Source organism: Pseudofrankia asymbiotica (assembly GCF_001983105.1).
Classification (GTDB): Bacteria; Actinomycetota; Actinomycetes; order Frankiales; family Frankiaceae; genus Pseudofrankia; species Pseudofrankia asymbiotica.
In genome coordinates this window covers 118,325-141,685 of sequence record NZ_MOMC01000009.1, presented here as the reverse complement: position 1 = coordinate 141,685, position 23,361 = coordinate 118,325, and the positions used below count along the sequence as shown (strand labels likewise).

The window sequence follows — 23,361 nt, the reverse complement described above, 5'->3', positions numbered from 1 at the left end:
AGGACCGACGGAGGACTGATGTCATTGGCGACCGAGCCGTTCCACGTAGACGCCTGCACGCTGCCGACCGCCGGCCGGCCGCTGCGGGTGGCCGAGTTCAACGCCCTGTTCGCCACCTCGCTGCGGCGTCTCGAGCGGGTCGACACCAAGCACCTGCGGCTGACCCTGGCCGGCGCCGAAGGGCTGGAAGCGACCACCCGTGACCTGGCCGCCCGGGAGAGCGCGTGCTGCGCGTTCTTCACCTTCACCGTCACTTCCGCTGGCGAGCAGGTGGTGCTCGACGTCGAGGTGCCTGACGCGCAGACGGCGGTGCTCGACGGCTTGGCCGCGCTCGCCGCGGGCGCGGCCCCCAGCGCGGCGGCGCGGTGAGCGAGCAGGGACTGCGCTCCGGCGAACTCGCCGCCGCGGCCGGAGTGAACGGCCAGACGTTGCGCTACTACGAGCGGCGAGGGCTGCTGGACGAGCCCGTCCGCACGCCCGGTGGGCACCGCCTCTACCCGGCAGAAGCGGCCACCCTGCTCGCTTTGATCAAGGCAGCGCAGCGGATCGGGTTCACCCTCGACGAGGTCGCCGAACTTGTCGACGCCGGCCGCCGCCGCCATCCCACCGGCGCGCTGAAGGAACGCGCCGTCGCGAAGCTCGACGAGATCGACACGAAGATCGGACACCTCCAGACGATCCGCGACGTCCTCGCCGGCGTGGTCGACATTCCCCGTGGCCTCCGGATCGGCGGATTCAGACCTCCCCGAAGTTCCCTCACGCCCAGGCGGGTGTTCGGTGCGCACCGCGACCGGCCCACATCCACCAGGTTCGAGCCGGTTTCTCTTTTGAAGGACGTAGACGTCGGTTCCTCGCGTACTCCTCTCCAACTCGCTCGCCAGGCCCGCACCATCTGGCAGTGCTGACACGTCCTGGCTTTGTCAGGGCTGCTCCCACCCTCCCCGGCACCACCCGGACCAGGCTGCCCTCAGCTACAATCAGCCTGCTGCGACAGGCCAAAGGCGAAGGTCTTTCACCTCCACTCGAAACACAGCGCCTCGTGGCGCACGAACCCGAAGAGGAACGTCGGGGCGACAACCACGCCGACAATCACGGTCACGATACGGGTCGGGCCGTCCGGAACTACCCGAGATTCGGAACGCCTGTTCGATTCGGTAGATGATGTTACGGTCTGCGCGGTCACTGGGCATCGTCCCTGGTCAGGGCTCGTGTAGCGACTGGCCGGACAGTGATTTCAGGGCCAGCAACCAAGACCACTCGGTTCGGATGCTGGTACACATGGTCCACTACTCTCCGTCACGAAACGTCCGACCTGGAAAAATAGGTTGGATCATTCGATGCGCAGGACCGGCCTGGCTACAAGTGGGCAGGTAGTCGGACTAGGCGGCCGGTTCGAGTCCCGGTTAGCTCCGAGACAATCGACTACTCTTCGTAGCGGTGATGCGGGTTGCCGGTKAGGGCTCCGTAGTCGCGAGCCCGMGTCTCACAGCCTGACCCAGCCACGCTTGTGCTGTTCCGCGGCAACCTGGAGAGGACGAACGCTGGCGAACTCCCCGCGACATTGGCTAGCGCCAGGCGTCTAGCGAAACCGGTTCAGCCGTCAATGCGTCACGCCCGCCAGCGCCACCACAGTCCTGACCGTTCCGGCCTGCGCCCGTTAGGCAGCGTCGAGGGCGCTCGTGGCGGGGGTCAGCATCGCGGCGAGGGCGGCCATGGCGCCGGGTACGGGGCGGTAGTAAGCCCAGACGCCGCGCTTGTCGCGGGTGATCAGGYCGGCGTCGACGAGGACCTTGAGGTGGTGACTGACCGTGGGCTGGGTCAGGCCGAGGGGTTCGGTCAGTTCGCAGACGCAGGCCTCGCCGCCATCACGCGCATAGATCATCGACAGCAGCCGTAGCCGGGCGGGAACGGCGATCGCCTTGAGGACGACCGCGAGCTGCTCGGCGTCGGAGGCGGACAGCGGGGCATGGGCCAAGGGCGCGCAGCAGGCCGAGAGCGCCCCGGCAAAGCCGGGAAGGGGCTCCGCCTCAGCCCGAGGGGCGAGGACGGGACTCGCGGCCTGGGAAGGTGTCGTCGCCATGGCCTCTAGCATGCCTCAGGGATTGACAGCCGTCTATCTCGTCGGTCATCCTCTGCTCGTCGGGACATAGACCGCTGTCGATGAGATCGTGGAGGTGCGTGATGGCGAGGGTGCAGCTGGCGTTGAACGTCTCGGACGTGGATGCGGCGGTGGAGTTCTACGGGAAGCTGTTCGGCGCCGAGCCGGCGAAGCGCCGGCCGGGGTACGCGAACTTCGCGATCGACATGCCGCCGCTGAAGCTGGTCCTGATCGAGAACCCGGACGCGCGGGGCACCGGCGTCGCTGGGGCGCTCAACCACCTGGGTGTCGAGGTAGAGACGACCGAGGAGGTTGCCGCGGCGACGTCCCGGCTGGCTGGCGAAGGGCTGGCGACGGCGGCGGAGGACAACACAGCCTGTTGCTATGCCCTGCAGGACAAGGTGTGGGTCGACGACCCGGACGGTGCGCCGTGGGAGGTCTACACGGTGCTGGCGGACGTCGCCGAGATGGCCCGGCCTGGTTCGACACCGTCGGTCGCCGAGCGCGAAGGTGGTCCGGGCTCCGCCTGCGACTGCGGTCCCATCCGCCCGCCGGCCTCGACGGACAACGAGGCGGTAGCGACTGCGATGACGGCGGAATCGGCTTCGGCGGTGGCGGCCGGCACGCGCACGCTGCTGGCAGTGGAGCCGGCCTCGGCCAGCTCCTGCTGCTGAGCCGCCGCCCGTGACGAAGGCGAAGGCTACCCAGCCGCCGTTGGCGCGACGGCTGGCCGCCGAGGCGCTAGGCAGCCTGCTGCTGGCGGCGCTGGTCGTCGGCTCCGGGATCGCGGCGCAGCAGCTCAGCCCCGGGCAGGTCGGCCTGCAGTTGGTCGAGAACGCGGCGGCGACAGCCGCGGGCCTGTACGCGATCATCCTGATGGTCGGGCCGGTGTCCGGAGCCCACTTCAACCCGGTCGTCACCGCGGTCGATGCCGCCTTCGGCGGGTTGTCGTGGCGGGACGCCGCCGCCTACCTGCCCGTCCAGATCGCCGGCTGTGTCGCGGGCGCGGTCCTGGCGAACCTGATGTTCGACGGCTCGGCGGTGTCGATCTCGACGCACCACCGGGCCTCAGGGGCGCATCTGCTCGCAGAGATCGTCGCCACTGCCGGCCTGATCCTGTTGATCTTCTCGCTGGTCCAGTCCGGCCGCGGTGAACGGGCTCCGGCCGCTGTCGGCGCCTATATCGGTGCCGCGTACTGGTTCACCAGCTCCACCAGCTTCGCCAACCCGGCGATCAGCGTCGGGCGGATGTTCTCCGACACGTTCGCCGGCATCGCCCCCGAGTCCGTTCCGCCCTTCATCGCAGCCCAGGTGGTGGGTGGCGTGGTCGGCTACGGCTTGGTCCGTCTGCTCTACCGGTCGGCCCCTGGCGGAGCGGGGCAGGCCGCCGAGGTACTGCTTCCGCACCCCGCCGCGGCCACCGATGACGCAGCACCGGTGACAGCACCGGTGAACGGTGCCGCCCCCACCCCTCTTTCGCGAGGTGTCACATGACCAGTTCCGACAGCGCCGACAGCCTGGCCGACTTATCCGGCGTCGACCCGTCGACCCGTCGACCCTGCGCACGCCGACCGCGGCCTCCCAGAGGCTCGCCCACGACTACGCCACGACGTTCGAGGCGGACGAGGTCGCGGCGATCCGCGACGATCTCGACCACCGCGTCCGCGGCCTGATCGCCAGCCCTCTGCCCGACCTCACCCTGCCCGCACCCCGCACTGCCTGACGCCTGCGCGCCGGCCCGGCTGTCCGCGACCGGGCCGGTGGCCCTCCTCGCCCGATGAAGGGACTCGTCCGTGTCCGACAAGCCGTCGGTGCTGTTCGTCTGTGTGCACAACGCCGGCCGTTCCCAGATGGCCGCCGGCTTCCTCACCCACCTCGCCGCCGGCCAGGTCGAGGTCCGCTCGGCGGGCTCGATGCCCGCAGAGAAGGTCAATCCGGTGGCGGTCGCCGCGATGGCCGAGGTAGGGATCGACATCGCCGCCGAGACCCCGAAGATTCTCACCATCGACGCGGTCGAGTCCTCGACCGTGGTCGTCACCATGGGCTGCGGCGACGCCTGCCCGGTCTTCCCCGGAATCCGCTACGAGGACTGGAAACTCGACGACCCCGCCGGACAGGGTCTCGACGCCGTCCGCCCGATCCGCGACGCCATCCGCACCCGGGTCGAGAAGCTGCTGGGCGAGCTCCTGCCTGCCGCCTGACACCGCCCCAGCTGTTCGCCCACGCCGAGCGGGGCCGCCCGGATCGTTCCGGGCGGCCCGCCGCGTGCGGCCTGCCTGCCTGCTGTTTCTTCACGCCCCTGGAAGGGGTTGTTTGTCGTGCACCTCGTCGCGATCGGCGGCAGCGACGCCGGCATCTCCGCCGCACTACGCGCTCGCGAACTCGGCCCGACGGCCGACGTCACCGTCGTCGTCGCGTAGGCGCTCTGGTGGTCGACGTTTCCACCGGAGACAGGCGCCCGGCGGCCGGTCCTCGACGGGCACTAGGCGCGCTGTGTGTGACCACGATCGTCAGCTACGGGGTGCTGTACTACGCGTTCCCCGTCCTCGCCCAGGGCATCGCCGAGGACACCGGCTGGTCACGCACAGCGGTGACGGCGGCGTTCTCGGCTGGGAACCTTCTRGGCGCGGTGGCTGGCGTGCCGGTCGGGCGCATTCTCGGCCGGCGCGGGCCGCGGCCGGTGATGACCGCGGGCTCTGTCCTGGCCGTCGTCGCGCTGGCAGGAGTGGCCGAGGCGCCGTCGTATGGCTGGTTCCTCGCCGCCTGGCTGATAGCCGGTATCGCGATGGCCGGGGTGTTCTACCCACCAGCCTTCGCGGCGCTCACCGGCTGGTACGGGCCCCACCGGGTACGCGCCCTGACGACGCTCACACTGGCGGCAGGCTTCGCGAGCACGATCTTCGCGCCGCTCACCGCCGCGCTCGCGGGCCGTCTGGACTGGCGGGAGGTCTACCTCATCCTCGCCGCGATCCTCGCGGCCATCACGATTCCCGCCCATGCCTGGGCGCTGAGTCCGCCTTGGCACCCCGACCAGCACGCTCGCCCCAGCCACGATCAGGGCGACCACGCGACGAACCAGCACAGCGATCGCCGGGTGGTGGCCAGCCGCGAGTTCCTGCTGCTCGTCGCCGCGCTGACGTTCAGCGCGTTCGCGCTCTACGCCGTCGTGGTCAACCTCGTCCCGCTCCTGACCGGCCGGGGCCTGTCCACAACCCTCGCCGCCTGGGCGATCGGCCTGGGCGGCGTCGGCCAGGTCGCCGGCCGCCTCTGCTACCGACCGTTGGCCGCACGACTGACCGTGCGAGGCCGCACCGCCGCGGTCATCGGCGCCGGCGGCCTCGCGACCCTGATCCTCGGCACCCTGCCTGGACCGGGCTTCGCACTGGTAGCCCTCGCCGCACTCGTCGGAGCGATCCGCGGCATGTTCACCCTCGTCGAAGCCACGATCGTCGCCGACCTCTGGGGAACCGCACACTTCGCCCGACTCAACGGCATCTTCAACGCCCCCCTCACCGCCGCGACCGCACTCGCCCCCAGCATCGGCGCCGCCCTCGCCGCAGCCATGGGCAGCTACCCCCTGCTCTTCGTCACCCTCGCCGCCGCCGGAGGACTCGGCGCCGCACTCGCGATCGCCGCGATCACGCGGCCCCACCCTGCTGTCTCTGTCGAGAACCGCCCGGACGGCGCCGCGACGGAGGGCCACACCGCCGCGGCTTGACGACGCCAGGCCGAACGACCTGATCCTGCGCGCGGGCCGACCGGCCTCAGACCCGCTCATGAGCCCGAGCCCAGACACGGTTCAGCCCTCAATTCCTACTGCGGGAGGCGGCGCGGATCGCCCGAGGTCAATCCAGCTGCGCAGGCAGCCCGCGAAATCCGATTCAAGATCACGCTAGCGGGGTCTCTAGGCCGAGGTCTGGCATGGTGGAGGTCGGGGCGCCCCCGCGTCCCAGCCTCGGGAGGTCATGGTGGGTTCCTCGCTTTACTCCGAAGTCGGCGGTCTCGACGGCCTGYGGCGGCTGTCCGCGGCGTTCTACGACCGTGTACTCGCCGACGAACTTCTCGCTCCCGTGTTCGCCGACTTCACCCCGACCCATCTCGATCATGTGGCCGTCTGGCTGGCAGAGGTGTTCGGTGGCCMAGCCGACTTCTCCGCTCACCTCGGCGGRCATCAGGCACTGCTACGCAGCCACCTCGGGCTCGGCATCCGCGACGAACACCGCCAACGCTGGCTGGACCTCATGGCCGACGCGATCAACGAGGTGCTCCCCGGCCGGCCGGGGTTGGCCGCGACGCTCATGGACTATTTCGGCTGGGGCACCGCGATCGCCCAACAGGTCTCCCAGGACCCCGCCGGAACCGACCTGGGCGACCCCGGGCCCACCCCACGATGGGGACAGCAAGGACTCGTGCACTGACCCAGTCGTCGCCAAGCCCGATGGGACTGTGATCAGAGCCGCCAGGGGCGACTCCGGGCTCAGTGAGGGTGGGAGAAGATGTCCGTCGCCTCGCGGGTCGCGTAGTACACCAGGACGTACCCGGCGGCCGGATCCGCCCACCACAAGTCGAACGCGGCGTTGAGGACCAGGCCGAGCAGGACCGCGGTGGCGAGCACGCCGTCGATCAGCGTGACCCGGCCCTCCGTCGTCAGCACCGGGTTGGCCAGCGCGGCACCCGTCCGCGACTTCCCCGCCGCGAGGGCGAACATCACGGCCGCGGTCGCCGCGGTCCACGCGATGCCCAGCGGCGAGTGGYGCGGGCGGAACGTGGCCGCCAGCGCCCAGGTCGACTGCGCGAGCAGGTAGCCGGCCAGCAGCGCGAAGCCAACCCCGATCAGGCGCAGCGCGCGGCGCCGACGCTCCTCGCCGCCGCCGGACAGCTCCCACAACACCACCGCGGAGGCGCCGATCTCGATGAGGGAATCCAGACCGAAACCGGCGAGCGCCACCGATCGGGCGGCGAGCGCGGCGACGACGAGCACCGCGAGACCGATGACGTTCCAGCCGAGCGTGACGTACTCCAACGCGACACCGCGACGCAGCAGGACGGCGCGGGTGGGCTCAACCGGGTTCGTCACGAAGGAAGTCTTCCAGGTAGACGGCGACCTGATGGCGGTCCATCCGCGCGACGAGGCCGTCCGCCTGCTCGGCCAGGGTCCGGGCTCCTCCACAGCGTCACCTGCCGGGTTTGTCCCGGTCATCCTCGCAGCTCACCGACACCGCATCGCCCGCCACGGCTCGGGGAGGCGTGGCTCTCACCGGGCAGTCCTCGCCGGGTCCCGGTGCTCCAGCGGCGCGGGTACGCCCAGATCGACCGGGCCCGGAACCGTCCGGCAGGCCGCGCGGCGGCGGCGTCGGACCACGACCACCGCGACGAACGCGGCCACTGCCACGACGGCCAGCGCGGGAACCCACACGGCGGCAAGCGTCGCCGCGGCGGTGACCGCGCCGAGCGCGGCGAACAGCGGCCCGGCGCAGCACACCGCACACGCGGCGACCGCGGCGGTAGCGCCGCCGATCGTCGACCACGGACGAGGGCGCCCGGTCGAGGCGGTCATACGGACACCCCGAACAGGTCGGTGAGCAGGGCATGGGCGGCCTCGGGAGCGCGGACCGTCAGGACCAGCGCGGACGCGGCAAGCTCCAGCGTGAAGGCGAAGAAGCCGCAACAGTCCTGCTCGGCCGCGGCGAGCGCGGCGACCCGCCCCGCACGATCCGCGCCGGGCGGGAACGTCACGCGTACGCCGTCGGCGGTCTCCTCCCGACCGGTCGCTTCGCCGAGTAGCTCGCGCCACTGCGCCACCCGGTCGGTCTGCTCATGGCCGCTGAGCGCGCAGGCCACCGGCGCGTCACGCCAAGCCTGATCGTCGATCGTCGCGTCGGGTCGGACCGGGAACAACGTCAGCGGGACGGAACCGGCGTTCGACGGCCCGGCCTCGGCCAGGCAGCCGCAGTCCGGACCGCAACCACCCGCGGGTGCCGGCCGTCTGAGTTCGGCGTGGAACGCGGCCAACCGTGCGGAGAACGCTGCCAGTTCGGCTGCCCGCTGGTCGGCGTCGGCGATGCGGGCGGCGACGAGCGGCGCCATCCGTTCCCGGACCGCCGCGCACACCCCGTGCTCCCACACGCCCAACAGGTCACCGATCTCCTCCAGCGACAGGCCCAGAAGCTTCCCGGAGGAGATGAACGCCAACCGCTCCACCGCCTCCTCGCCGTAGACCCGGTACCCCGACGGGGTGCGCTCGGCGGGCAGCAGGCCGGCCGACTCGTAGAACCGCAGGGTGCTCGCCGGCACACCGACACGATCCGCCAACTGTGAGACCCGGTACGAAGCCATGGCCGCACCGTAAACCTTCAACCCGACTCGAAGGTCAAGCCAGGACCCCAACGATGGCAACGATCGTCGTGGCAGGTGGTCGCCGAGATTGCGGAGGCCCCGTAGGCTTGAGCCACGCGTTCACAAAAATGGCCGTACCAGGCGCTCGACTGAGGTGGCCCGATTCAGGGCAGGGTTGGATCAGTACTCCTGAGAACATCCCACGTCCGCCATGCTGCGCTCCATCGTCGCGCAGCATGGCGGACGCGATCCGTCCTTCAATTCAGAGCAATTCGGGTCGCTTTGGACGGAGACGTCGTCGACACAACACAAAGCCCACCACAGAGGCCACGCTCGGTGCACGTTTCCGGTCCGGCGGATCCATCCGCGGCCCACCGCGGTCAGGTAGTCGTGAGCCGCCTTTCTGGTGGTCGGCGCAGACGGCAAGCCGGGGCACCGCGTCGAGAGCATCGCCCGCGCCCCGGAGCCCATCCGACCGTCGTTTCTTCGAGCCGCCCGGTTTACGTCGTTGTCACGGCGCTGCGGGTGTCGAGTGCGACACGGCTTGTCCGCGACGGCGCCACCCTGGTCGTCATCGAGCACGACCTCGACGTCGTCGAGGCGGCCGACCGGGTCATCGACATCGGGCCCGGCGCAGGCGATGAGGGCGGGCGGGTCGTGTTCAGCGGGACGCCGGAGGAGATGCGCAGGCGTGCCGAGACCCACACCGGAGAGCACCTGCGCGGCCACCATTCCGGCTGACCACAGCCGCCGCGAGGGCGGGGGAAGCCGCCTGCGGCCTGCTTCCCCGATGGCCCCGTCGACCGGTCAGACGGTGAGGACCAGCTTGCCGGTGACGCGGTTTGCTTCACCGATGTCGTGTGCCTTCGCGGCATCCTCCAGGGGGAAGGTCGCCTGGATGACCGGGCGGAGCGCGCCGGCCCGCACCATGGCGGCCACCGCGAGCATGCCGGCCTGGTCGGCCTCGACGAGCATCAGCTTGTGGCGTACGCCGAGGCGCGCGGCCTCCTCGGTCATGGGCGCGGTGTTCCCGAGCGCCAGTGACACCAGAACCCCGCCTGGGCGAAGCGTCCGCAGCGATCGGGCCGCGTAGTCGCCGCCGATCGCGTCAATGACGACGTCCACGTCACGGACGGCCTGCTCGAAATCCTGGTCGCGATAGTCGATCAGTTCGTCGGCGCCGAGCTGGCGGAGAATGTCGTGCTTGGGCGCACTGGCGGTGCCGATGACAGAGGCGCCCAGCGACCGGGCGATCTGTACCGCGAGATGTCCGACGCCGCCAGCCGCCGCGTGGATCAGGACCCGCTGGCCCGCCTGGACCGCGGCGGTGTCGACAAGTGCCTGATAGGCGGTCAGCGCGGCCAGCGGAAGCGCGCCGGCCTGGACATGGTCGAGTTCCGCCGGCCTGCGGACGAGGGCACGCGCGGGCGCGATCACGTATTCGGCGCAGGAGCCGTGTCCGTTCGGGTAGGGCAGCATGCCGAACACCTCGTCGCCGACCCCGTGGAGCACCACCCCCAGACCGACCGCCTCGACCACGCCGGACACGTCCCAGCCGAGAACCAGCGGAAGCCTCGCCAGAAAGCCCGGGGCCTGGCGATGAAACCAGTCAGTCGGGCTGAGCCCGACCGCGTGGACCCTCACCAGCACCTCGCCGGGCCCGGGAGCAGGGCGTTCGAGCTCGACCATCTGCAGGACTTCGGGGCCGCCCAGCCGGTCCTGGCTGACCGCCCGCATCATCGTCGTCGTCATGCCCCGAGTGTCGCGAGCCGGCCCGTCACTCAGCCAGTGGCCCGGGGGTCAGGTTGTGCAAGGATCGGGCCATGCATCGAGTGGTGGTCCTCGCCCTGGACGGGGTGATGCCGTTCGAGCTCAGCATGCCGGCCAAGATCTTCGGAACGGCCCGGGACACGGCCGGCTGCCCGCTGTACGAGGTGCTCACCTGTTCGCTGGACGGCGAGCCGGTGACCACCGCCGCCGACTACTCGATCGCGGTCACGCACGACGCGGCGGTGCTCGCCACGGCCGACACCATCGCGATTCCGCCGGCCGACGCGATGACGAAGATCGTCGGCCGGGATCTGCTGCCGGCGGGCCTGACAGAAGCATTCGGCCAGGTTCGCGCGGACGCCCGGGTGGTCTCCCTCTGCCTGGCCTCCTATGTCCTGGCCGCCCTGGGCCGTCTGGATGATCTGCCGGCCACCACGCACTGGCGGCACGCCGAGAACTTCCAGCGGGCCTATCCCACCGTGCACGTCGACCCCGACGTTCTCTTCGTCGAGGCGGGTCAGGTCTTCACCTCCGCCGGCGCGGCGGCCGGTGTGGATCTCTGTCTCCATCTGGTCCGTCGGGACCATGGCAGCGGCGTCGCCAACCAGGTGGCCCGCGGCATTGTGGTGGCACCCTGGCGCGAGGGCGGCCAGGCTCAGTACATCGAGCGACCGGTGCCGCAGGGACTGGGCTCCGGCACCGCGCCGACCCGAAGCTGGGCCATCGAGCGCCTGGACCAGGATCTGCGGCTGGACGACCTCGCCGCGCATGCCGGAATGAGTCGTCGGACCTTCACACGCCGCTTTCGGTCCGAGGTCGGCCAAAGCCCCTGGCAATGGCTTCTCCAGCAGCGGGTCGACCTGGCCAGGAACCTGCTGGAACATACCGACATGGCGGTCGACAGAATCGCCGAGAGTGCGGGATTCGGCACCGCCGCGTCACTGCGTGAGAATCTGCGCGCCACCATCGCGATTTCCCCGACGGCCTACCGCAGAACCTTCCGGGGATAGTGCCGGGGTCCGCCGCCGGGCTCATTTTCGATCGAGCACGAGGAGCGGGGCCCAGGGGCGCACGCGAATGACGGTCCTGCTGTGATTCCCGATGATCGCGGTCACCTGCCAGCTGTCATTTCCTGCCTTGCTCCGTGGTGATGGCGGCCAGGGTGAAGGCACGGACCCGGGCGGTCTCGCCGGTGACCGGCCAGACCAGGCCCCATTCGAAGGGCGGGGCGTCTCGGAGAGGGATGTAGGCGACGTCCGGCCTGGCGTAGTAGCGGGCGGCCTGGCCGCCGACCGGGTACATGCCCTTGCCGGCGCCGATGAGGGTGAGCATCTCCTGGAAGGTCTCGGTGGCCTGGCCGCGCGGGATGAGTCTTCCCGCGGGCGTCCGCGGGGGGACGCAGGACTGGTCCCAGTAGTCGGGTGTGGAGGCCGCGGGCCGCAGCACGGTGTCGCGGGCGAGATCGTCCATGGATACCGATGCGCGGCGGGCAAAGGGGTGGTCGCTGGACACGGCGAGCATGCGCGGCTCGCGGAGAACGACGGGGCCGGTGACGAGGTCGGGCTCACGGATGGGGAAGCAGTCGAGCACGARGTCGAGCTCGCCCGCGCGCAGCGGCGGGAAGCACCCGTGGCCCTGGATTTCAGAGATCCGCACCTCACAGCCCGGGTGCTGGGTGCCGAAGACCCGCGCCGCGGCGAGAACGAACTGACCCGCCGCGGCACCGGCGAAGCCAACCCGCAGCGTCCCGTCGATCCCCCGGCCGGCGGCGACCGCCTTGTCCAGGCCCTGCTGGATCTGGTCGTAACCCGGACGCAGGTCATCCCGCAGCTGCCGCCCGATCGGGGTCAGCGCCACCCGCCGGCTGGTCCGCTCGAACAGCGGTACCCCCACCCGGCTTTCCAGTTTTCTGATCAGCTGGCTGACGCGCGCGGTCGACACGTGCAGCCGCTGGGCGGCCCGTCCGAAGTGCAGTTCCTCGGCGAGCATCAGGAAGGCCTGGATCTCCTGTCCCTCCACTGGCTCCCCTCATCGTTAATTGTGGCTTAACGATCGTTACAGTACATGGCGTTGTTCGCGACTGTCCCCCGCACGATCGTTGACTCGCCAGCCACCTCACCGCCGGCGGCCCGGGCCACCGGACACCGCCATTCCCACCGGGAGAACCGTGTACGTCGTGTCCGATCATGCCCTGTCCGCCAAGGATCCCGCGGACATCATCGGGGAATTGAAAGACCGCGCTGAAGTAACCGATGCGCTGTACCGGTTCACGCTGGGACTGGACCTGCGCGACCGGGAGCTGGCCGCTTCCGCTTTCGCCGCGGATGCCGAGCTGGAGTCACGGGCCACGACCGGGAAGGGCGAACCAGGCCCGGTCATGACCGGACGCGACACGATCGTCGAGACTGTCCTGGCCACCATCGCGCGCCTCGACACCACGCACGTGGTCACCAATCCGCGCATCCAGGTCAACGGCGACGCCGCCCGGCTCACCGCGATCGTGGAGGCCCAGCACCTGCTCACCGCGGACCACAGCCGCAACGCACTGATGAAGAACCGCTATACAGTCGCTCTCTGTCGCGATGGAGAGCGCTGGGTCATGCGCCGCGTCCGCGTCGAGACCGTCTGGCACGCGGGCGACCCGGCCGCTGTCTTCGGCTGAACCGGCGGCGCGCCGTACGCAAGCCGCCGGCCACCGCTTTCAGTGGCGGCCGGCGGCGAGCCACCCAACGTCAGCCCGACCACGATCGTGATCATGATCACGGCCATCAGGCGGACCGGAGCGTCCGGACCTACCAGATCCGACGAAGACCGGCGTGTGGAACGGCGCCTCCTCCGGCCACGCCTGCTCGCCGAGGGGGACTGTGCCGTGAACGTGCAACAGTCCCGAGACTGCGCCTTCCTGATTCGATCAACCGGGGCAGGTCCGGGTGCCAACCGGCGAGCGTCACGCTGGGGGCCTTTCAGCTGTCGCTGGCACCCGGGGTCACGATCCTCCGGTCCATCCGAGGGAAGTTCCGCGCGACCGACGCGGCCACGATCCCGACGATCACGGCCGGGGAGTATCCAGGGAAGGGCGAGAGCCGGCGCGGAACCCGCCACGCTGCCTCATGGACTTCCGATCCGCCTCTGTCGATAAAGAGGCAGGCCAGCGGACCTGTTTGTGCGTGGTCCCGTGGCGGTCGACATCGGCGCGCGCTGTCCAGGGCTTTCTGTTTCGTCGCGCGCCAGCGTTACTGGGTCGGGCACCGCCAGCGGCGACAGTGGTGACTGTCCTTCAGGCGTGCCGGTGCGGTCCTACTTCCGCAGGGCGACGGGGAGTTTCTCCCAGCCGCGTACCGTCGAGGTGCTCGCGAGCTTGGCGTCGCTCCAGTCGACGTCCCACCCCTTCGGGAAGCGTTTCGCGAGCTCTTCGAGGACGATGCGTCCTTCCATGCGGGCGAGGTTCGCGCCTAGGCAGTAGTGCAGGCCGTAGCCGAAGCTGCGTTGCTGTGTGATGTCGCGGTGGATGTCGAGGTCGTCGGGGTTCGCGAACTTGGACTCGTCGCGCCCGGCGGATCCGACGATGAACAGCGCCGTGCTGCCCTCGGGGATGGTCTGGCCGTGGAACTCCACGTCCTTCGTGACATACCGGCCCACGGCCTGGCCGACGGGCTCCAGGCGCAGGATCTCCTCCACCGCCCTGCCCGCCAGCGACGGGTCGGCGACGACCTGCTGGTACTGGGCGTGGTTCTTCTCCTCGCCGAAGATCTTGCCGATCCAGCCCATGAGCTGGCCGGTGGTCTCGTTTCCCGCCCCGGCGATGACGGCGCAGTAGACCAGGATCTCTTCGCGGGTGAGCTTGCGGGTGGTGCCGTCGTGGTCCTGGAACTCCACGTTGAGGAGTTTGGTCATGATGTCGTCGGAGGGGTTGGCGATGCGCCAGTCGATGTAGCTCTCGAAGATGTCGGTGGCGATCTGTGACGCCTCGGCGTCGATCTTTCCGCCTTCCTCGGTCTTGAGGTTGGCGACGGTCCGGTCACGGACCGACTGCTGCATCGCCTCGGGAATCCCTACGAGCATGCCGATGACGCGCATCGGCACCTTGTCCGAGAGGACATCGATGACATCGAAGCCCGCGCCATCCCGCACCGGGTCGAGCTGGCGGGCGACGTAGTCCCGGATCTTCGATTCCAGTGCCCTGAGCCCGCCCGGGGAGAACAGCCGGGAGACCAGGCGGCGGTGGATGTCGTGGCTCGGCGGGTCCTCGAAGATCACACTGCCCGGGGGCATCTCGATGCCGGACTTGATGAACTCGTAGATGTTGCCCCGGGCGTTGCTGAAATGCTCGACATCGGGCAGGCCGCGATCGACGTCGTCCCAGCGCGCGAAGGCGTAAAAGTCGTGCTCTTCGTTGTAGTAGACCGGCGCTTCGGCACGCAGACGCCTGTAGATGGGATACGGATTCACCCAGATGTCGTGGCGGAACGGGTCCCAGTAGAGGTCGGTGGCGGTCATGCGTCGTCTCTCATTCCTTTACCGGGGTGGTGTTGGCGGCAAGCCATTGCTCAATCCAGCCGCGGGTCTCGTCATGTCCGTCGGTGAAACCGATCAGTCGGTCGTGCGCTTCGAGCTGCGCCAGGCCGGTGGTGAGCAGGAGCACGACCATCGGGGGCACCTGGTCGGTCGCGATCGACTCGCGCGCGAGGGCCGCTCGCGCGAACGCGAGCTGGGCGGCGCGGAACCGCCGCGCGTAGGCCGCGATCTCCAGGCGCAACGCGGGGTGCCGCTGGGCCAGGGCCACGAACTCGACCATGAGCTTGCTCGCGCCGGCGTCGGAATTAATCTTCCAGAACCTGCGTAGCGAGGCTTCGCCGTCCGCGATCTCGGCGAGGCGCGCGAGGTTCTCCTCGGCGCCGCGCCGGAACGCCTCGATGAAGAGATCCTCCATCGAGGCGAAGTAGTAGTGGACGAGTTGGTACTTCACGCCGGCGACCTCGCCGATACGCCGTGTCGTGATGGCGCCGTACCCCTCCCGAGCGAGGAGCTGGAGCGTGGCGTCAACGATCCGGTCACGCGTCTCGTGCGCGCGAGAACCCCGCGGACGGACCTCTTGCCCCGACTCACCCATAGACGTATTTTTACACCCGTCAAAACTTCGTGTCTAGCAGGGAGCAGCGCATGGTTCGCGTCGCGGTCGTCACGGGTGCCGCCGAGGGCATCGGTTCTGGGATCGCCACGCGGCTGGCGGCAGACGGCCACAGGGTCGCGATGCTCGACTGGCAGGGAGACAAGGTCGAGAAGCTCGCCGCGGAGCTCACCGCGGCCGGCGGCGCCGTCCTGCCGCTCACCGTCGACGTCTCCGACCGCGCCTCGATCGAGGCCGCCTACGCGACCGTCCGCGAGTCCTTCGGACCGATCCACGTCGTCGTCGCGAACGCCGGCATCTCGAACATGGTCCCGTTCGTGCGGCTCGACCAGGCGGCCTGGGACCGGATGATCGCGGTGAACCTCACGGGCGTCTTCCACACGGTCCAGGCCGCGGTGGCGGACATGATCGAGGCGAGGTACGGCCGGATCGTCACCATCTCGTCGTCGAGCGCGCAGTCAGGCGCCCCGGCGATGGCGCACTACGTCGCGAGCAAGGGCGGCGTGATCGGCCTGACCAAGGCGCTGGCCCGCGAACTCGCCGAGCACCGCATCACCGTCAACACGATCCCGCCGACGATCGTCGACACCCCGATGGCCCACCACGAGGCAGGGCAGGCCGGCGGCGCGGAGCAGTTCCTCACCGCGGTCAGCGCCATGGTCCCGCTCGGCCGGGCCGGCACGCCCGCCGACATCGGCAACGCCGTGTCGTTCCTCGTCTCCGACGACGCGGCCTACATCACCGGCCAGATCATCGGCGTCAACGGCGGCATGTACATCTGACCCGGACCGGGGCCGCGCGGCGTGGCCACACCGCCGCGCCGCGCGGCCCGACCGTTACCCGGCCTCGGCTCCGGTGAGGAGTCCCACGCCGGGGATGCCGACGTCCGGAGTGGCACGGCATGACGTCAGGCGACGCTGAGGGGAAGAGTTTCCCAGCCGCGCATCGTGGACGTGGAGGACAACGCCGAGTTGTCCCAGTCGACGTCCCACGACGGGAACCTGTCGAGGAACTCCTCCAGCGCGATCCGGCCCTCGATCCTGGCAAGTGCGGCGCCGAGGCAGTAGTGGGTGCCGAGGCCGAAGGTGACGTGCTGGTCGATCTTGCGGCGGATGTCGTAGCGTTCGCCGTTCTCCCAGCGCTGCTCGTCGCGGTTCGCGGAGGCGACCAGCAGCATCATCGCGCTGCCTTCCGGGACCTTCTGGCCGTACAGCTCGACGTCGCGTGCCACGTAGCGGGCGATGGCGTGGCCTGTCGGCTCGAAGCGCAGTGTCTCTTCGATGGTGTTCGGGACTAATTCCCGGTGCGCGAGCAGATCCGCGCGTTGGTCTGGGTAGCGGGCCAGGAGCGCGACGAGCCAGCCGATGAGGCGCGCGGTCGTCTCGTTGCCCGCACCGGCGAGCACGGTGACATAGGTGAGGATCTCCTGGCGGGTCAGTGTGCGGGTGACGCCGTTCTCGTCGGTGAACTCGGCGTTCAGCAGCTCGGTCATCAGGTCGTCGGACGGGTGCTCGGCGCGCCAGTCGATGTAGTCGGCGAACAGGTCGGTGTCCATGAGGGCATCCGCGGACACCTTCATCTGCCTGCCAGGCTCGGTGCGCAGCTTGGAGTCGGCCCGCTCCCGAACGGCCAGCTGGTCGGCTTCGGGGATGCCGAGCAGCATGCCGATGACACGCATCGGCACCTCGTTGGCGAACTGGGCCATCAGGTCGAATCCGTCGGCCCCGTCGAGCCGGTCCAGACAACGGACGCAGTAGTCCCGGATCGCGGGCTCCAGCGACAGCACCCGCCGCGGGGTGAACACCCGAGCGAGCAGGCGCCGGTGGATGTCGTGGATCGGCGGGTCCTCCATGAGCAGGGTGCCCGGGGGAATCTCGATGTTGGCCTTGATGACCTCAAGGATCGGGCCCCGGGATGAGGAGTAGGTGGGCCAGTCGACCAGCCCGCCGTTGATGTCGTCCCAGCGGCTCAGGACCCAGAAGTCGTGGCGTTCGTTGTACCAGAGGGGTGCCTCGGCTCGCATCCGTCGGTAGATCGGGTACGGGTCGCGCGCGATCTCACGGTCGAACGGGTCCCAGTACACCGGACTCGTGTTGCTCACTCCGACACCTCCCGGCTCACTGCTGCGGCTCGCTAAGTTTGAGCGGTCATTCAAACTCTGGCATGACCATGCTGTCAAGCGAGTGCCGCGCTCAGGCAGGATGGGAGGACTGACAGAAGGAAGATGGGATGCCCGAGCCCCGTCGCCGGCGCGCGGCGACCGAAGAGAAGGTGACCCGCGTCCTCAACGCGGCCGAGGAGATCATGCTCCTTGAGGGGTATGCGGCCGTCACCTCACGCAACGTGGCCGAGCGGATCGGCCTGACGTCGCCGCTCCTGCACTACTACTTTCCGACCATCGACGACCTCTTCGTCGCACTGCTGCGGCGGCGCTCGGAGCGCAACGTCGAGTGGATGGCGGCGGCGCTGGCCTCACCGAGGCCCCTACAGGCCTGGTGGGACCTCGCCTCCGACCCGCGGGGGACGGCCCTGTTCATCGAGTTCCTGGCCGCGGCCAACCATCGACCGACGCTGAAGGCGCAGATGGGCGAGGTCGCGCGGGAGGTGCGGCGGATGCAGATGGAGGTTCTGGACAAGATCCTGCCCGAGTACGACCTCGACCCGCACGAGTTCCCACCAGCACTGCTCGCCGCCACGATGCAGGGCCTGGCCCTCGGTCTGGTCGCCGACGAGACCGCCGGCTACGAGACCGCGCACAAACAAGCCCGCGCCGCCATGAGCCGCCTCGTCGAGCGCCTCGAGCAGCAACGGACCCGTCGGCTCTGACCCTTGTGTCCGCGCCTCGGAAAGTTCGAGCGAAGGCTCAGATTTCGCGCACCCGCGCCGTGGCGCTCGCCGCGCCCACGGCCCCGCGGCACGGCGCGATGCGCCCTGTCACTCTGTCGACCGCTCCCCGACCCGCCGCGTCGACACTCACCAGCTACTCGACGGGTCAGGAGCCTCGTGCCGGTCGGTGATGTCGAGTCGTCGCTCTGGTCTGTTCCGCCGGGGGGTTGGGCGCCCTCACCCGTGTGATTGCCACGCTTCCGGCTGGGTTCCTCGCCGCGCTGCTGGTCTTGCGACAGGTCCGAGGGCGCCTGGTCACGGAGGGTCGATCAAGATCGGGTCCGTCCATGACGCCGTCCCGACCAGGATCCTTTCCAGGCCCGGCTCACTGCCACCGTGATGCGGTCTTCGCCGCGTCCGCGTACGGATCGACATCCGGAATCTCCTGAGCGAGCTGGTCGTCGAGCGACGTTCCGGCCTGCTGCTCGGCCGCGGTCGGCCGCGCGCGGGTCTCGCCGCTCGGCCAGTCGGGTGCGTCCCAGCTGTCGTCGAGCGGGTCCCGGCCCGCGTCGGTGTCACCCAGGTCGTCGCTGTCCAGGCTCTCCTCGGCGCTCAGGGGCACGTCGTCGAGAACCTCAGCCGACCCGACGTCCTCGAGGCGCTCCGTGGGCTCGGTCATAGCTGCCTCCTCATTCTTCAAGTGAGGGTGCTGTTCTACAGGCGACCCTCGCCCAACATCCGTTGCCTGACGGTCCGGTTCCCCGCTGGGTCGGCGGCAACCAGCAAGTCCAGCCTCTGCCCCGGCCCGACGACACCGACGCCGCCCGTCGCGACAGATCGATTCCACTCACCCGATCGATCCAGCTCACCAGCGACCGAGACCGCGCGACGTGGCCGCGGTAGCCGCGCCGTAGGCGAGATGCGGCACGGCGTCCGCATGCCAGCTCGCCCGGTCCCACTCGCGAGGATCACTCACACCGACCCTCGGCGCGCGGATCGGCGACGAACTCCGTGGAGGCGGCTGGTCACTCGCTCGGCGGCCAGAGGGGCGACGGCACCTCGAAGCCCAGCGGGCCGTTCCAGCGGTTGCGCGCGGCCACCTCGTGCACCGGTCGTCGAGCGGCGACGCCCCAGCGTCCGGTCGGGTAGCCGAAACTGACGCAGCAGGCGTTGATCCACCCCTCGTCGCGCGGGACCTCCAGGATCTCCAGCACCTCGTCCTTCGCGAACGCGCCCAGCACGCTGGTCAGTGAGCTCCCGATGCCCTCGGCTCTGGCGGCCAGCTGCGCGTTCCAGACCGCCGGGTAGATCGAGCCGCCGGTCGGGTCCCGCTGCACGAACGCGAAGAGGAAGAGCGGCACCTCGGCGAAGTGGTCGGCCAACCAGTCCGACGAGCGCTGGATCCGCAGCAGCGTGGCACTCTCCGCCGAGTCCGGGTCGGCCCGGGCGGCGGCGAGGCGGTCCGCGTAGAACGTCTCCCACAGCCTCGTCAGCGCTCTCCGGTACAGGACGCCCAGCTCGCCCTTGACCGCGGGATCGTCGACGAGGAGGAAACGCCACCCCTGCGTGTTGCCGCCGCTCGGCGCCCGGATGGCGGCGTCGAGAATGCGGGCCTGGGCATCGGCCGGGATCGGGTCGGGACGCACCCGTCGCATCGCTCTCGTCGTGTACAGCGCCTCGTGGATCTCCATACCGGTTTCTCCGATCTCTTCGGGCGGCGGGCCGGTCACCAGATCCGGCGGAGCTGGGCACCCTCCCGGCGGGCGCGCAGTTGTGCCGCGCGTTCGGCCGGGGTGACCTGGGGTGTGTCGGCGGGCAGGTGCTCACGTATCTCGGCGAACGGCACCTTCCTGACGGTGGGGTCGGGATGGTCGCTGGCGCGGTTCCAGCGCAGCTGGATGACCCCCCAGGGATAGTCCGCCTTGTCGAGCCAGTTCGGCACACCCGGGTCGAGCCGCGAGATGACGGCACGGAACTTCCCGTCGCCGTCGAGGCGGGCCTGCGCGTCGTTGAGGCTGGACTGCCGGTTCACCCAGTCGACGGTGCAGAAGCGGTCGTCGGCGACGAGCGCCTGCCAGTAGCGGCTCCGCCTGGGCACCTCGGTCTCGATGATCAGGGCCTCGTCGTCGGTGATCTCGTGGATGCCGTCGTAGTAGACCTGCTTCGGCAGGCCGCCCATCTCGTCGATCTTCTTCGAGCGCAGCAGCGTGTTGATGCCGTGGTGCTCGCGGTAGTACCGCACCAGCTTCATGTCGAAGGCGATCATGCCCTCGACCCAGGCCGCCAGGTCCGAGAAACGCCGGGCGGTCTCCGCCGGGGACATGTCCGCTCCCCCGTCGTCCAGCCGGTTGATCGCCACCCGGGCGTCGTCCTCCCGGATCCAGTCGCACGAGCACTTCCGCATGAGCAGGCGGCGTGTGGTCGGCTCGAGGCGCCACCAGTCGCCGGTGTGGCCTTCCGGGCGCCGCACGCTGAGCAGGACGCGGAAGGAGCCGTCGCCGCCGAACCGGAGCTCGTCGAGGTCGTGGGTGGCCGGTACCGGTCCCCCGCTCATGTCGGCCGGGCTCATGATGTCGAAGCTCTGCTGCGTGATCTCGACGAACCGCGTCGTGCCGCGGTAGCCGGAGATCTCGTACACGCCGTCGACGTCGATCTCGGCCGTCGAGTAGACGTAGTCGGGGTCGGGGCCGCCCTGGTTGAACGCGTAGTTCCAGAGCGGCATGAACACGGGACGGCGCGCGTCGGTGTAGACCCGGCACAGGTAGCCGCCGGCCAGGATCGACAGCGCGAGCTTGTTCATGTCCTGCGTCTCGGCCTCGGACGCGCCGCCCGGCCGCCACTGGGCGATCAGGTTGTCGGCGACGCCGTCGAGCGCCTTCAGCTGCTCGGACCAGGTGGGCAGGCTCATCGTCCGTATCCCCTCAGCATGCGACTTCTCGACACTCGACCTCCCGGCGCCYGACTTCCCGGCACTCGATCTGTCAGCACTCGATATGTCAGTGCTCGGCCTCCTTCCRCTCGATCTCGATGCCGAAGCGGCGGACGTAGAAGTCGTAGTCGGCGCGGATCTGCTCCGCGTCCAGGCCGAACTCCTCGGCGGTGTACCGGTGCACACCGTGCGCGCCGGACCGGTTCGCCTCGTGCCAGCCGGCCATCGCCCGCTCCACCTCCGGCCGCAGGACCAGGCCGAGGAAGGCGTACACCCGGTGCACGGTCCCGATCGGGTCGGTGACCAGCTCACGGTGATGGACGTCGAAGAACCGGTCCTCGCCCAGGCGGGCGCGCGCCGCGATGGCGTTCTCCATGCCGACGCGCAGGTGCTCGCTGATCTCCTGGCCGAGCCGCCGCTTGTCCCGCTCCCCCGCCGATGGCGGGAGGATCGCGGACACGATGCTCGCGTACGACGGGACCACCTTCGCCGGGTCGCGGTGCGTCATGACGAACCGCGCGTCCGGGTAGGCGGCGGCGAGCGGCTCCAGGTGGAACTTGTGGTGCGGCGCCTTGAACAGCCACAGGTTCGGCGGCCGGCGCGACTGCAGAAGCTGGATGACGCGCCGGTGGTGGGCGAACGTGTCCGTCAGGTCGGCGGCGCGCCACCAGGCGTGGTAGCCGTACACCGGCAGCGTCATCTGCTGGCCGTGGAACGACATGCCGAGGACCTCGCTGTCCTCCATCGTCGCGTCCGCGTCGTAGATGTGCATCGCCTTCAGGTGGGCCGGGGTCTCCTCGTACTCCTTCACCTGCTCCAGACGCCGCGGGTCGGTCAGCTCGGTGGCGAGCTCCGGCGGCGGGCAGGGCCTCGACTGCTCCCAGCCGCGCAGCCCGCGAAACCGCGGGTCGAGCGACAGGATGTTCGCGAGCGCCGTGGTGCCGGTCCTTGGCAGGCCGTTGACGTCGATCGGCCCGCGCACCGGCAGGTCCGCGGTCTCAGGGTGCTCGCGGTACCAGGCCTCCAGTTCGAGGCGGTTCACCAGCCGTCGGTGAAGGACGCCGACGACGGCGTCGTCGGCGCCCGGGCTCAGGTCCCCGTCTCGTTCCAGGCTGTCGAGCAGGACGTCGAGTCCCTCGCGGAAGTCGCCGGCGCCGAAGTCGGCGAGGCCGGCCGCCGTGGCAGCCGCGTCGAGCAGCTGTTCGCTGGTCGGGTAGCGCATCGCTCAGGTCCTCGGCTCGCCCGCGGACGATCCACCCGCGGCCAGGTCGCCGGCGGCGGCGCTCTCGCCCACGGGCGGTCCGCTCGCGGGCAGCTCGCCCACCGACAGCCGGTCAGGGAGCAGCTGTTCGGCGACCCGGCGGAAGCCCTCCCGCCAGCCGACCAGGCAGGGACCGGTGATCGCGGCGCGCCTGGTGAGGTCGGCGACGGAGCCGACGGACGCGCCCGGGATCGGCTCGACGTCCACCGCGGCCGGGGCTCCGAGGAGCTCGCCGAAGTACGCCGCCCACTGCTGGACGCTCACGGCGTCGTCGCCGGCCCAGTTCACGATCGTCGCCGGCACGCTCGCGGCTCCCAGCAGCGGCTCCAGCTGCGCGCAGATGTCGTCGTCGTGGATCGGGCTGTACGGCATCGGGTCCCAGCGGGTCCGGATGTGCTGCCCGGCCGCGACGGCTTCCAGGTGCCAGACCGGGAGGCCGCCCTGGTCGCTGTAGGCGCAGCCCATCCGGGCGATCGTCACTGGAAGCCCGAACGAGCGGGCGCAGTACCGGGCGACCGCCTCCTGGGCGATCTTGGAGACCGAGTAAGGCGCCGACGGGGGCGCCATGGCATCCCCGAGGGGGTCGTTCTCTCCGAAGGCGTGCCACGGGTCTGGGTGTGGCTTGTACGTCGAGACCGTCGACATCACGAGAGCCGACCTCGCGGATCGGCAGTGCTCCAGCAGGCGGCCGGTCGCCTCGGCGTTCACCCGGATCGCCCGGTCGTAGTCGTCCGCGCTGAAGTCGGCCGCGAGGTGCAGCAGGTGGGTGAAGTCCGTGGGCAGCTCGTCGAGCGGGTCGCCCGCGATGTCGACCGCCCTGGTCGTCACGCCGAGCGCCTCGACCTTCGCCCGCGAGGACGGGTCGGTGAAGCGGGYGATGCCCCAGACCTCGTTGTCGCGTGCCAGCGAGCGGGCCAGCCCGTAGGCGATCCGGCCGGCGGACCCCGTGATCAGGATCTTCTCGCCGGTCAACACGGTAATCGTCCTTCTTGGCATCTCACGGGACGTGAAGC

At 69.9% G+C, this 23,361-nt stretch carries 27 protein-coding genes; 13 read left to right on the top strand and 14 right to left on the bottom strand.

The window, feature by feature from the left end:
* The first annotated feature begins 18 nt into the window (after positions 1-18).
* Positions 19-369: a hypothetical protein gene (locus BL253_RS04930; protein ID WP_076813946.1), complete on the top strand. Its 351-nt coding sequence runs from the start codon at positions 19-21 to the stop codon at positions 367-369.
* Positions 366-905, top strand: coding sequence for a MerR family transcriptional regulator (locus BL253_RS04925; RefSeq protein ID WP_076813944.1), 540 nt, complete (start codon positions 366-368; stop codon positions 903-905). The genes BL253_RS04930 and BL253_RS04925 overlap by 4 nt, the downstream gene beginning before the upstream one ends.
* A 752-nt stretch (positions 906-1,657) precedes the next feature.
* Here BL253_RS04925 and BL253_RS04920 read toward each other — a convergent pair.
* Positions 1,658-2,080 (bottom strand): ArsR/SmtB family transcription factor, encoded by a 423-nt coding sequence (locus BL253_RS04920; protein ID WP_076813992.1) that lies wholly within the window; start codon positions 2,078-2,080, stop codon positions 1,658-1,660.
* A gap of 101 nt (positions 2,081-2,181) precedes the next feature.
* Between BL253_RS04920 and BL253_RS04915 the strand changes: the two genes are divergently transcribed.
* The 6 genes from BL253_RS04915 to BL253_RS04890 all read left to right on the top strand — a co-directional run bounded on the left by BL253_RS04915 (position 2,182) and on the right by BL253_RS04890 (position 6,516).
* Positions 2,182-2,772, top strand: a complete 591-nt coding sequence (locus BL253_RS04915; protein ID WP_076813942.1) for an ArsI/CadI family heavy metal resistance metalloenzyme — start codon at positions 2,182-2,184, stop codon at positions 2,770-2,772.
* A 10-nt stretch (positions 2,773-2,782) separates the two neighbouring features.
* Positions 2,783-3,592, top strand: a complete 810-nt coding sequence (locus BL253_RS04910; protein WP_076813940.1) for an aquaporin — start codon at positions 2,783-2,785, stop codon at positions 3,590-3,592.
* Positions 3,582-3,821 carry a hypothetical protein gene (locus BL253_RS42800; protein WP_076813938.1) on the top strand — a complete coding sequence of 80 codons (240 nt, stop codon included), beginning with the start codon at positions 3,582-3,584 and terminating at the stop codon, positions 3,819-3,821. The genes BL253_RS04910 and BL253_RS42800 overlap by 11 nt, the downstream gene beginning before the upstream one ends.
* A 70-nt stretch (positions 3,822-3,891) precedes the next feature.
* A complete protein-coding gene (locus tag BL253_RS04900; protein ID WP_076813936.1) occupies positions 3,892-4,299 on the top strand; it encodes an arsenate reductase ArsC in 408 nt (135 codons plus the stop codon).
* 296 nt (positions 4,300-4,595) lie between these two features.
* Complete coding sequence (locus BL253_RS04895; RefSeq protein ID WP_241834535.1) at positions 4,596-5,816, top strand: MFS transporter; 1,221 nt, start codon at positions 4,596-4,598, stop codon at positions 5,814-5,816.
* A 250-nt stretch (positions 5,817-6,066) separates the two neighbouring features.
* Complete coding sequence (locus BL253_RS04890; RefSeq protein WP_076813989.1) at positions 6,067-6,516, top strand: group II truncated hemoglobin; 450 nt, start codon at positions 6,067-6,069, stop codon at positions 6,514-6,516.
* Between the two features lie 59 nt (positions 6,517-6,575).
* Here BL253_RS04890 and BL253_RS04885 read toward each other — a convergent pair whose 3' ends face one another.
* The 3 genes from BL253_RS04885 to BL253_RS04875 form a co-directional block, all read right to left on the bottom strand.
* Positions 6,576-7,175: a cation diffusion facilitator family transporter gene (locus tag BL253_RS04885; RefSeq protein ID WP_076813934.1), complete on the bottom strand. Its 600-nt coding sequence runs from the start codon at positions 7,173-7,175 to the stop codon at positions 6,576-6,578.
* A gap of 177 nt (positions 7,176-7,352) precedes the next feature.
* Entirely contained in the window at positions 7,353-7,655 is a 303-nt protein-coding gene (locus BL253_RS04880) for a hypothetical protein (RefSeq protein WP_198946168.1), read from the bottom strand.
* Positions 7,652-8,434, bottom strand: a complete 783-nt coding sequence (locus BL253_RS04875) for a MerR family transcriptional regulator (protein WP_076813933.1) — start codon at positions 8,432-8,434, stop codon at positions 7,652-7,654. The genes BL253_RS04880 and BL253_RS04875 overlap by 4 nt, the downstream gene beginning before the upstream one ends.
* Before the next feature lie 525 nt (positions 8,435-8,959).
* On the opposite strand from BL253_RS04875, the gene BL253_RS04870 reads away from it, so the two are divergent.
* A complete protein-coding gene (locus tag BL253_RS04870) occupies positions 8,960-9,175 on the top strand; it encodes a hypothetical protein (protein ID WP_198946167.1) in 216 nt (71 codons plus the stop codon).
* A gap of 66 nt (positions 9,176-9,241) precedes the next feature.
* Here BL253_RS04870 and BL253_RS04865 read toward each other — a convergent pair whose 3' ends face one another.
* Entirely contained in the window at positions 9,242-10,186 is a 945-nt protein-coding gene (locus BL253_RS04865) for an NADP-dependent oxidoreductase (RefSeq protein ID WP_076813932.1), read from the bottom strand.
* A gap of 83 nt (positions 10,187-10,269) precedes the next feature.
* Between BL253_RS04865 and BL253_RS04860 the strand changes: the two genes are divergently transcribed.
* Entirely contained in the window at positions 10,270-11,214 is a 945-nt protein-coding gene (locus BL253_RS04860; protein WP_241834533.1) for a GlxA family transcriptional regulator, read from the top strand.
* A 115-nt stretch (positions 11,215-11,329) separates the two neighbouring features.
* Here BL253_RS04860 and BL253_RS04855 read toward each other — a convergent pair whose 3' ends face one another.
* On the bottom strand, positions 11,330-12,223 hold the full coding sequence (locus BL253_RS04855; RefSeq protein ID WP_076813929.1) for a LysR family transcriptional regulator: 894 nt from the start codon (positions 12,221-12,223) through the stop codon (positions 11,330-11,332).
* Between the two features lie 157 nt (positions 12,224-12,380).
* Here BL253_RS04855 and BL253_RS04850 point away from each other — a divergent pair, with 157 nt between their 5' ends.
* The gene (locus BL253_RS04850) at positions 12,381-12,866 is read left to right on the top strand and encodes a nuclear transport factor 2 family protein (protein ID WP_198946166.1); all 486 of its coding nucleotides are present in this window, start codon (positions 12,381-12,383) and stop codon (positions 12,864-12,866) included.
* A 635-nt stretch (positions 12,867-13,501) separates the two neighbouring features.
* Here BL253_RS04850 and BL253_RS04845 read toward each other — a convergent pair.
* Together BL253_RS04845 and BL253_RS04840 are read right to left on the bottom strand one after the other, a co-directional pair.
* A complete protein-coding gene (locus BL253_RS04845) occupies positions 13,502-14,701 on the bottom strand; it encodes a cytochrome P450 (protein WP_076813926.1) in 1,200 nt (399 codons plus the stop codon).
* A 10-nt stretch (positions 14,702-14,711) separates the two neighbouring features.
* On the bottom strand, positions 14,712-15,314 hold the full coding sequence (locus BL253_RS04840) for a TetR/AcrR family transcriptional regulator (protein WP_076813924.1): 603 nt from the start codon (positions 15,312-15,314) through the stop codon (positions 14,712-14,714).
* A gap of 50 nt (positions 15,315-15,364) precedes the next feature.
* Between BL253_RS04840 and BL253_RS04835 the strand changes: the two genes are divergently transcribed.
* Positions 15,365-16,114 (top strand): SDR family oxidoreductase, encoded by a 750-nt coding sequence (locus BL253_RS04835; RefSeq protein ID WP_076813922.1) that lies wholly within the window; start codon positions 15,365-15,367, stop codon positions 16,112-16,114.
* A 125-nt stretch (positions 16,115-16,239) separates the two neighbouring features.
* Here BL253_RS04835 and BL253_RS04830 read toward each other — a convergent pair whose 3' ends face one another.
* The gene (locus BL253_RS04830; RefSeq protein WP_076813921.1) at positions 16,240-17,433 is read right to left on the bottom strand and encodes a cytochrome P450; all 1,194 of its coding nucleotides are present in this window, start codon (positions 17,431-17,433) and stop codon (positions 16,240-16,242) included.
* A 128-nt stretch (positions 17,434-17,561) separates the two neighbouring features.
* On the opposite strand from BL253_RS04830, the gene BL253_RS04825 reads away from it, so the two are divergent.
* Positions 17,562-18,158: a TetR/AcrR family transcriptional regulator gene (locus BL253_RS04825; RefSeq protein ID WP_076813919.1), complete on the top strand. Its 597-nt coding sequence runs from the start codon at positions 17,562-17,564 to the stop codon at positions 18,156-18,158.
* A gap of 385 nt (positions 18,159-18,543) precedes the next feature.
* On the opposite strand, the gene BL253_RS04820 is transcribed toward BL253_RS04825, so the two are convergent.
* The 5 genes from BL253_RS04820 to BL253_RS04800 all read right to left on the bottom strand — a co-directional run bounded on the left by BL253_RS04820 (position 18,544) and on the right by BL253_RS04800 (position 23,323).
* A complete protein-coding gene (locus BL253_RS04820; RefSeq protein WP_241834532.1) occupies positions 18,544-18,837 on the bottom strand; it encodes a hypothetical protein in 294 nt (97 codons plus the stop codon).
* A gap of 346 nt (positions 18,838-19,183) precedes the next feature.
* On the bottom strand, positions 19,184-19,849 hold the full coding sequence (locus tag BL253_RS04815) for a nitroreductase family protein (RefSeq protein WP_076813987.1): 666 nt from the start codon (positions 19,847-19,849) through the stop codon (positions 19,184-19,186).
* A gap of 35 nt (positions 19,850-19,884) precedes the next feature.
* Positions 19,885-21,066: a DUF1214 domain-containing protein gene (locus BL253_RS04810; RefSeq protein WP_076813917.1), complete on the bottom strand. Its 1,182-nt coding sequence runs from the start codon at positions 21,064-21,066 to the stop codon at positions 19,885-19,887.
* 88 nt (positions 21,067-21,154) lie between these two features.
* Complete coding sequence (locus tag BL253_RS04805; protein ID WP_076813915.1) at positions 21,155-22,309, bottom strand: sulfotransferase family protein; 1,155 nt, start codon at positions 22,307-22,309, stop codon at positions 21,155-21,157.
* Positions 22,310-22,312: 3 nt separating this feature from the next.
* Positions 22,313-23,323, bottom strand: coding sequence for an NAD-dependent epimerase/dehydratase family protein (locus BL253_RS04800; RefSeq protein ID WP_241834531.1), 1,011 nt, complete (start codon positions 23,321-23,323; stop codon positions 22,313-22,315).
* Positions 23,324-23,361: the final 38 nt, after the last annotated feature.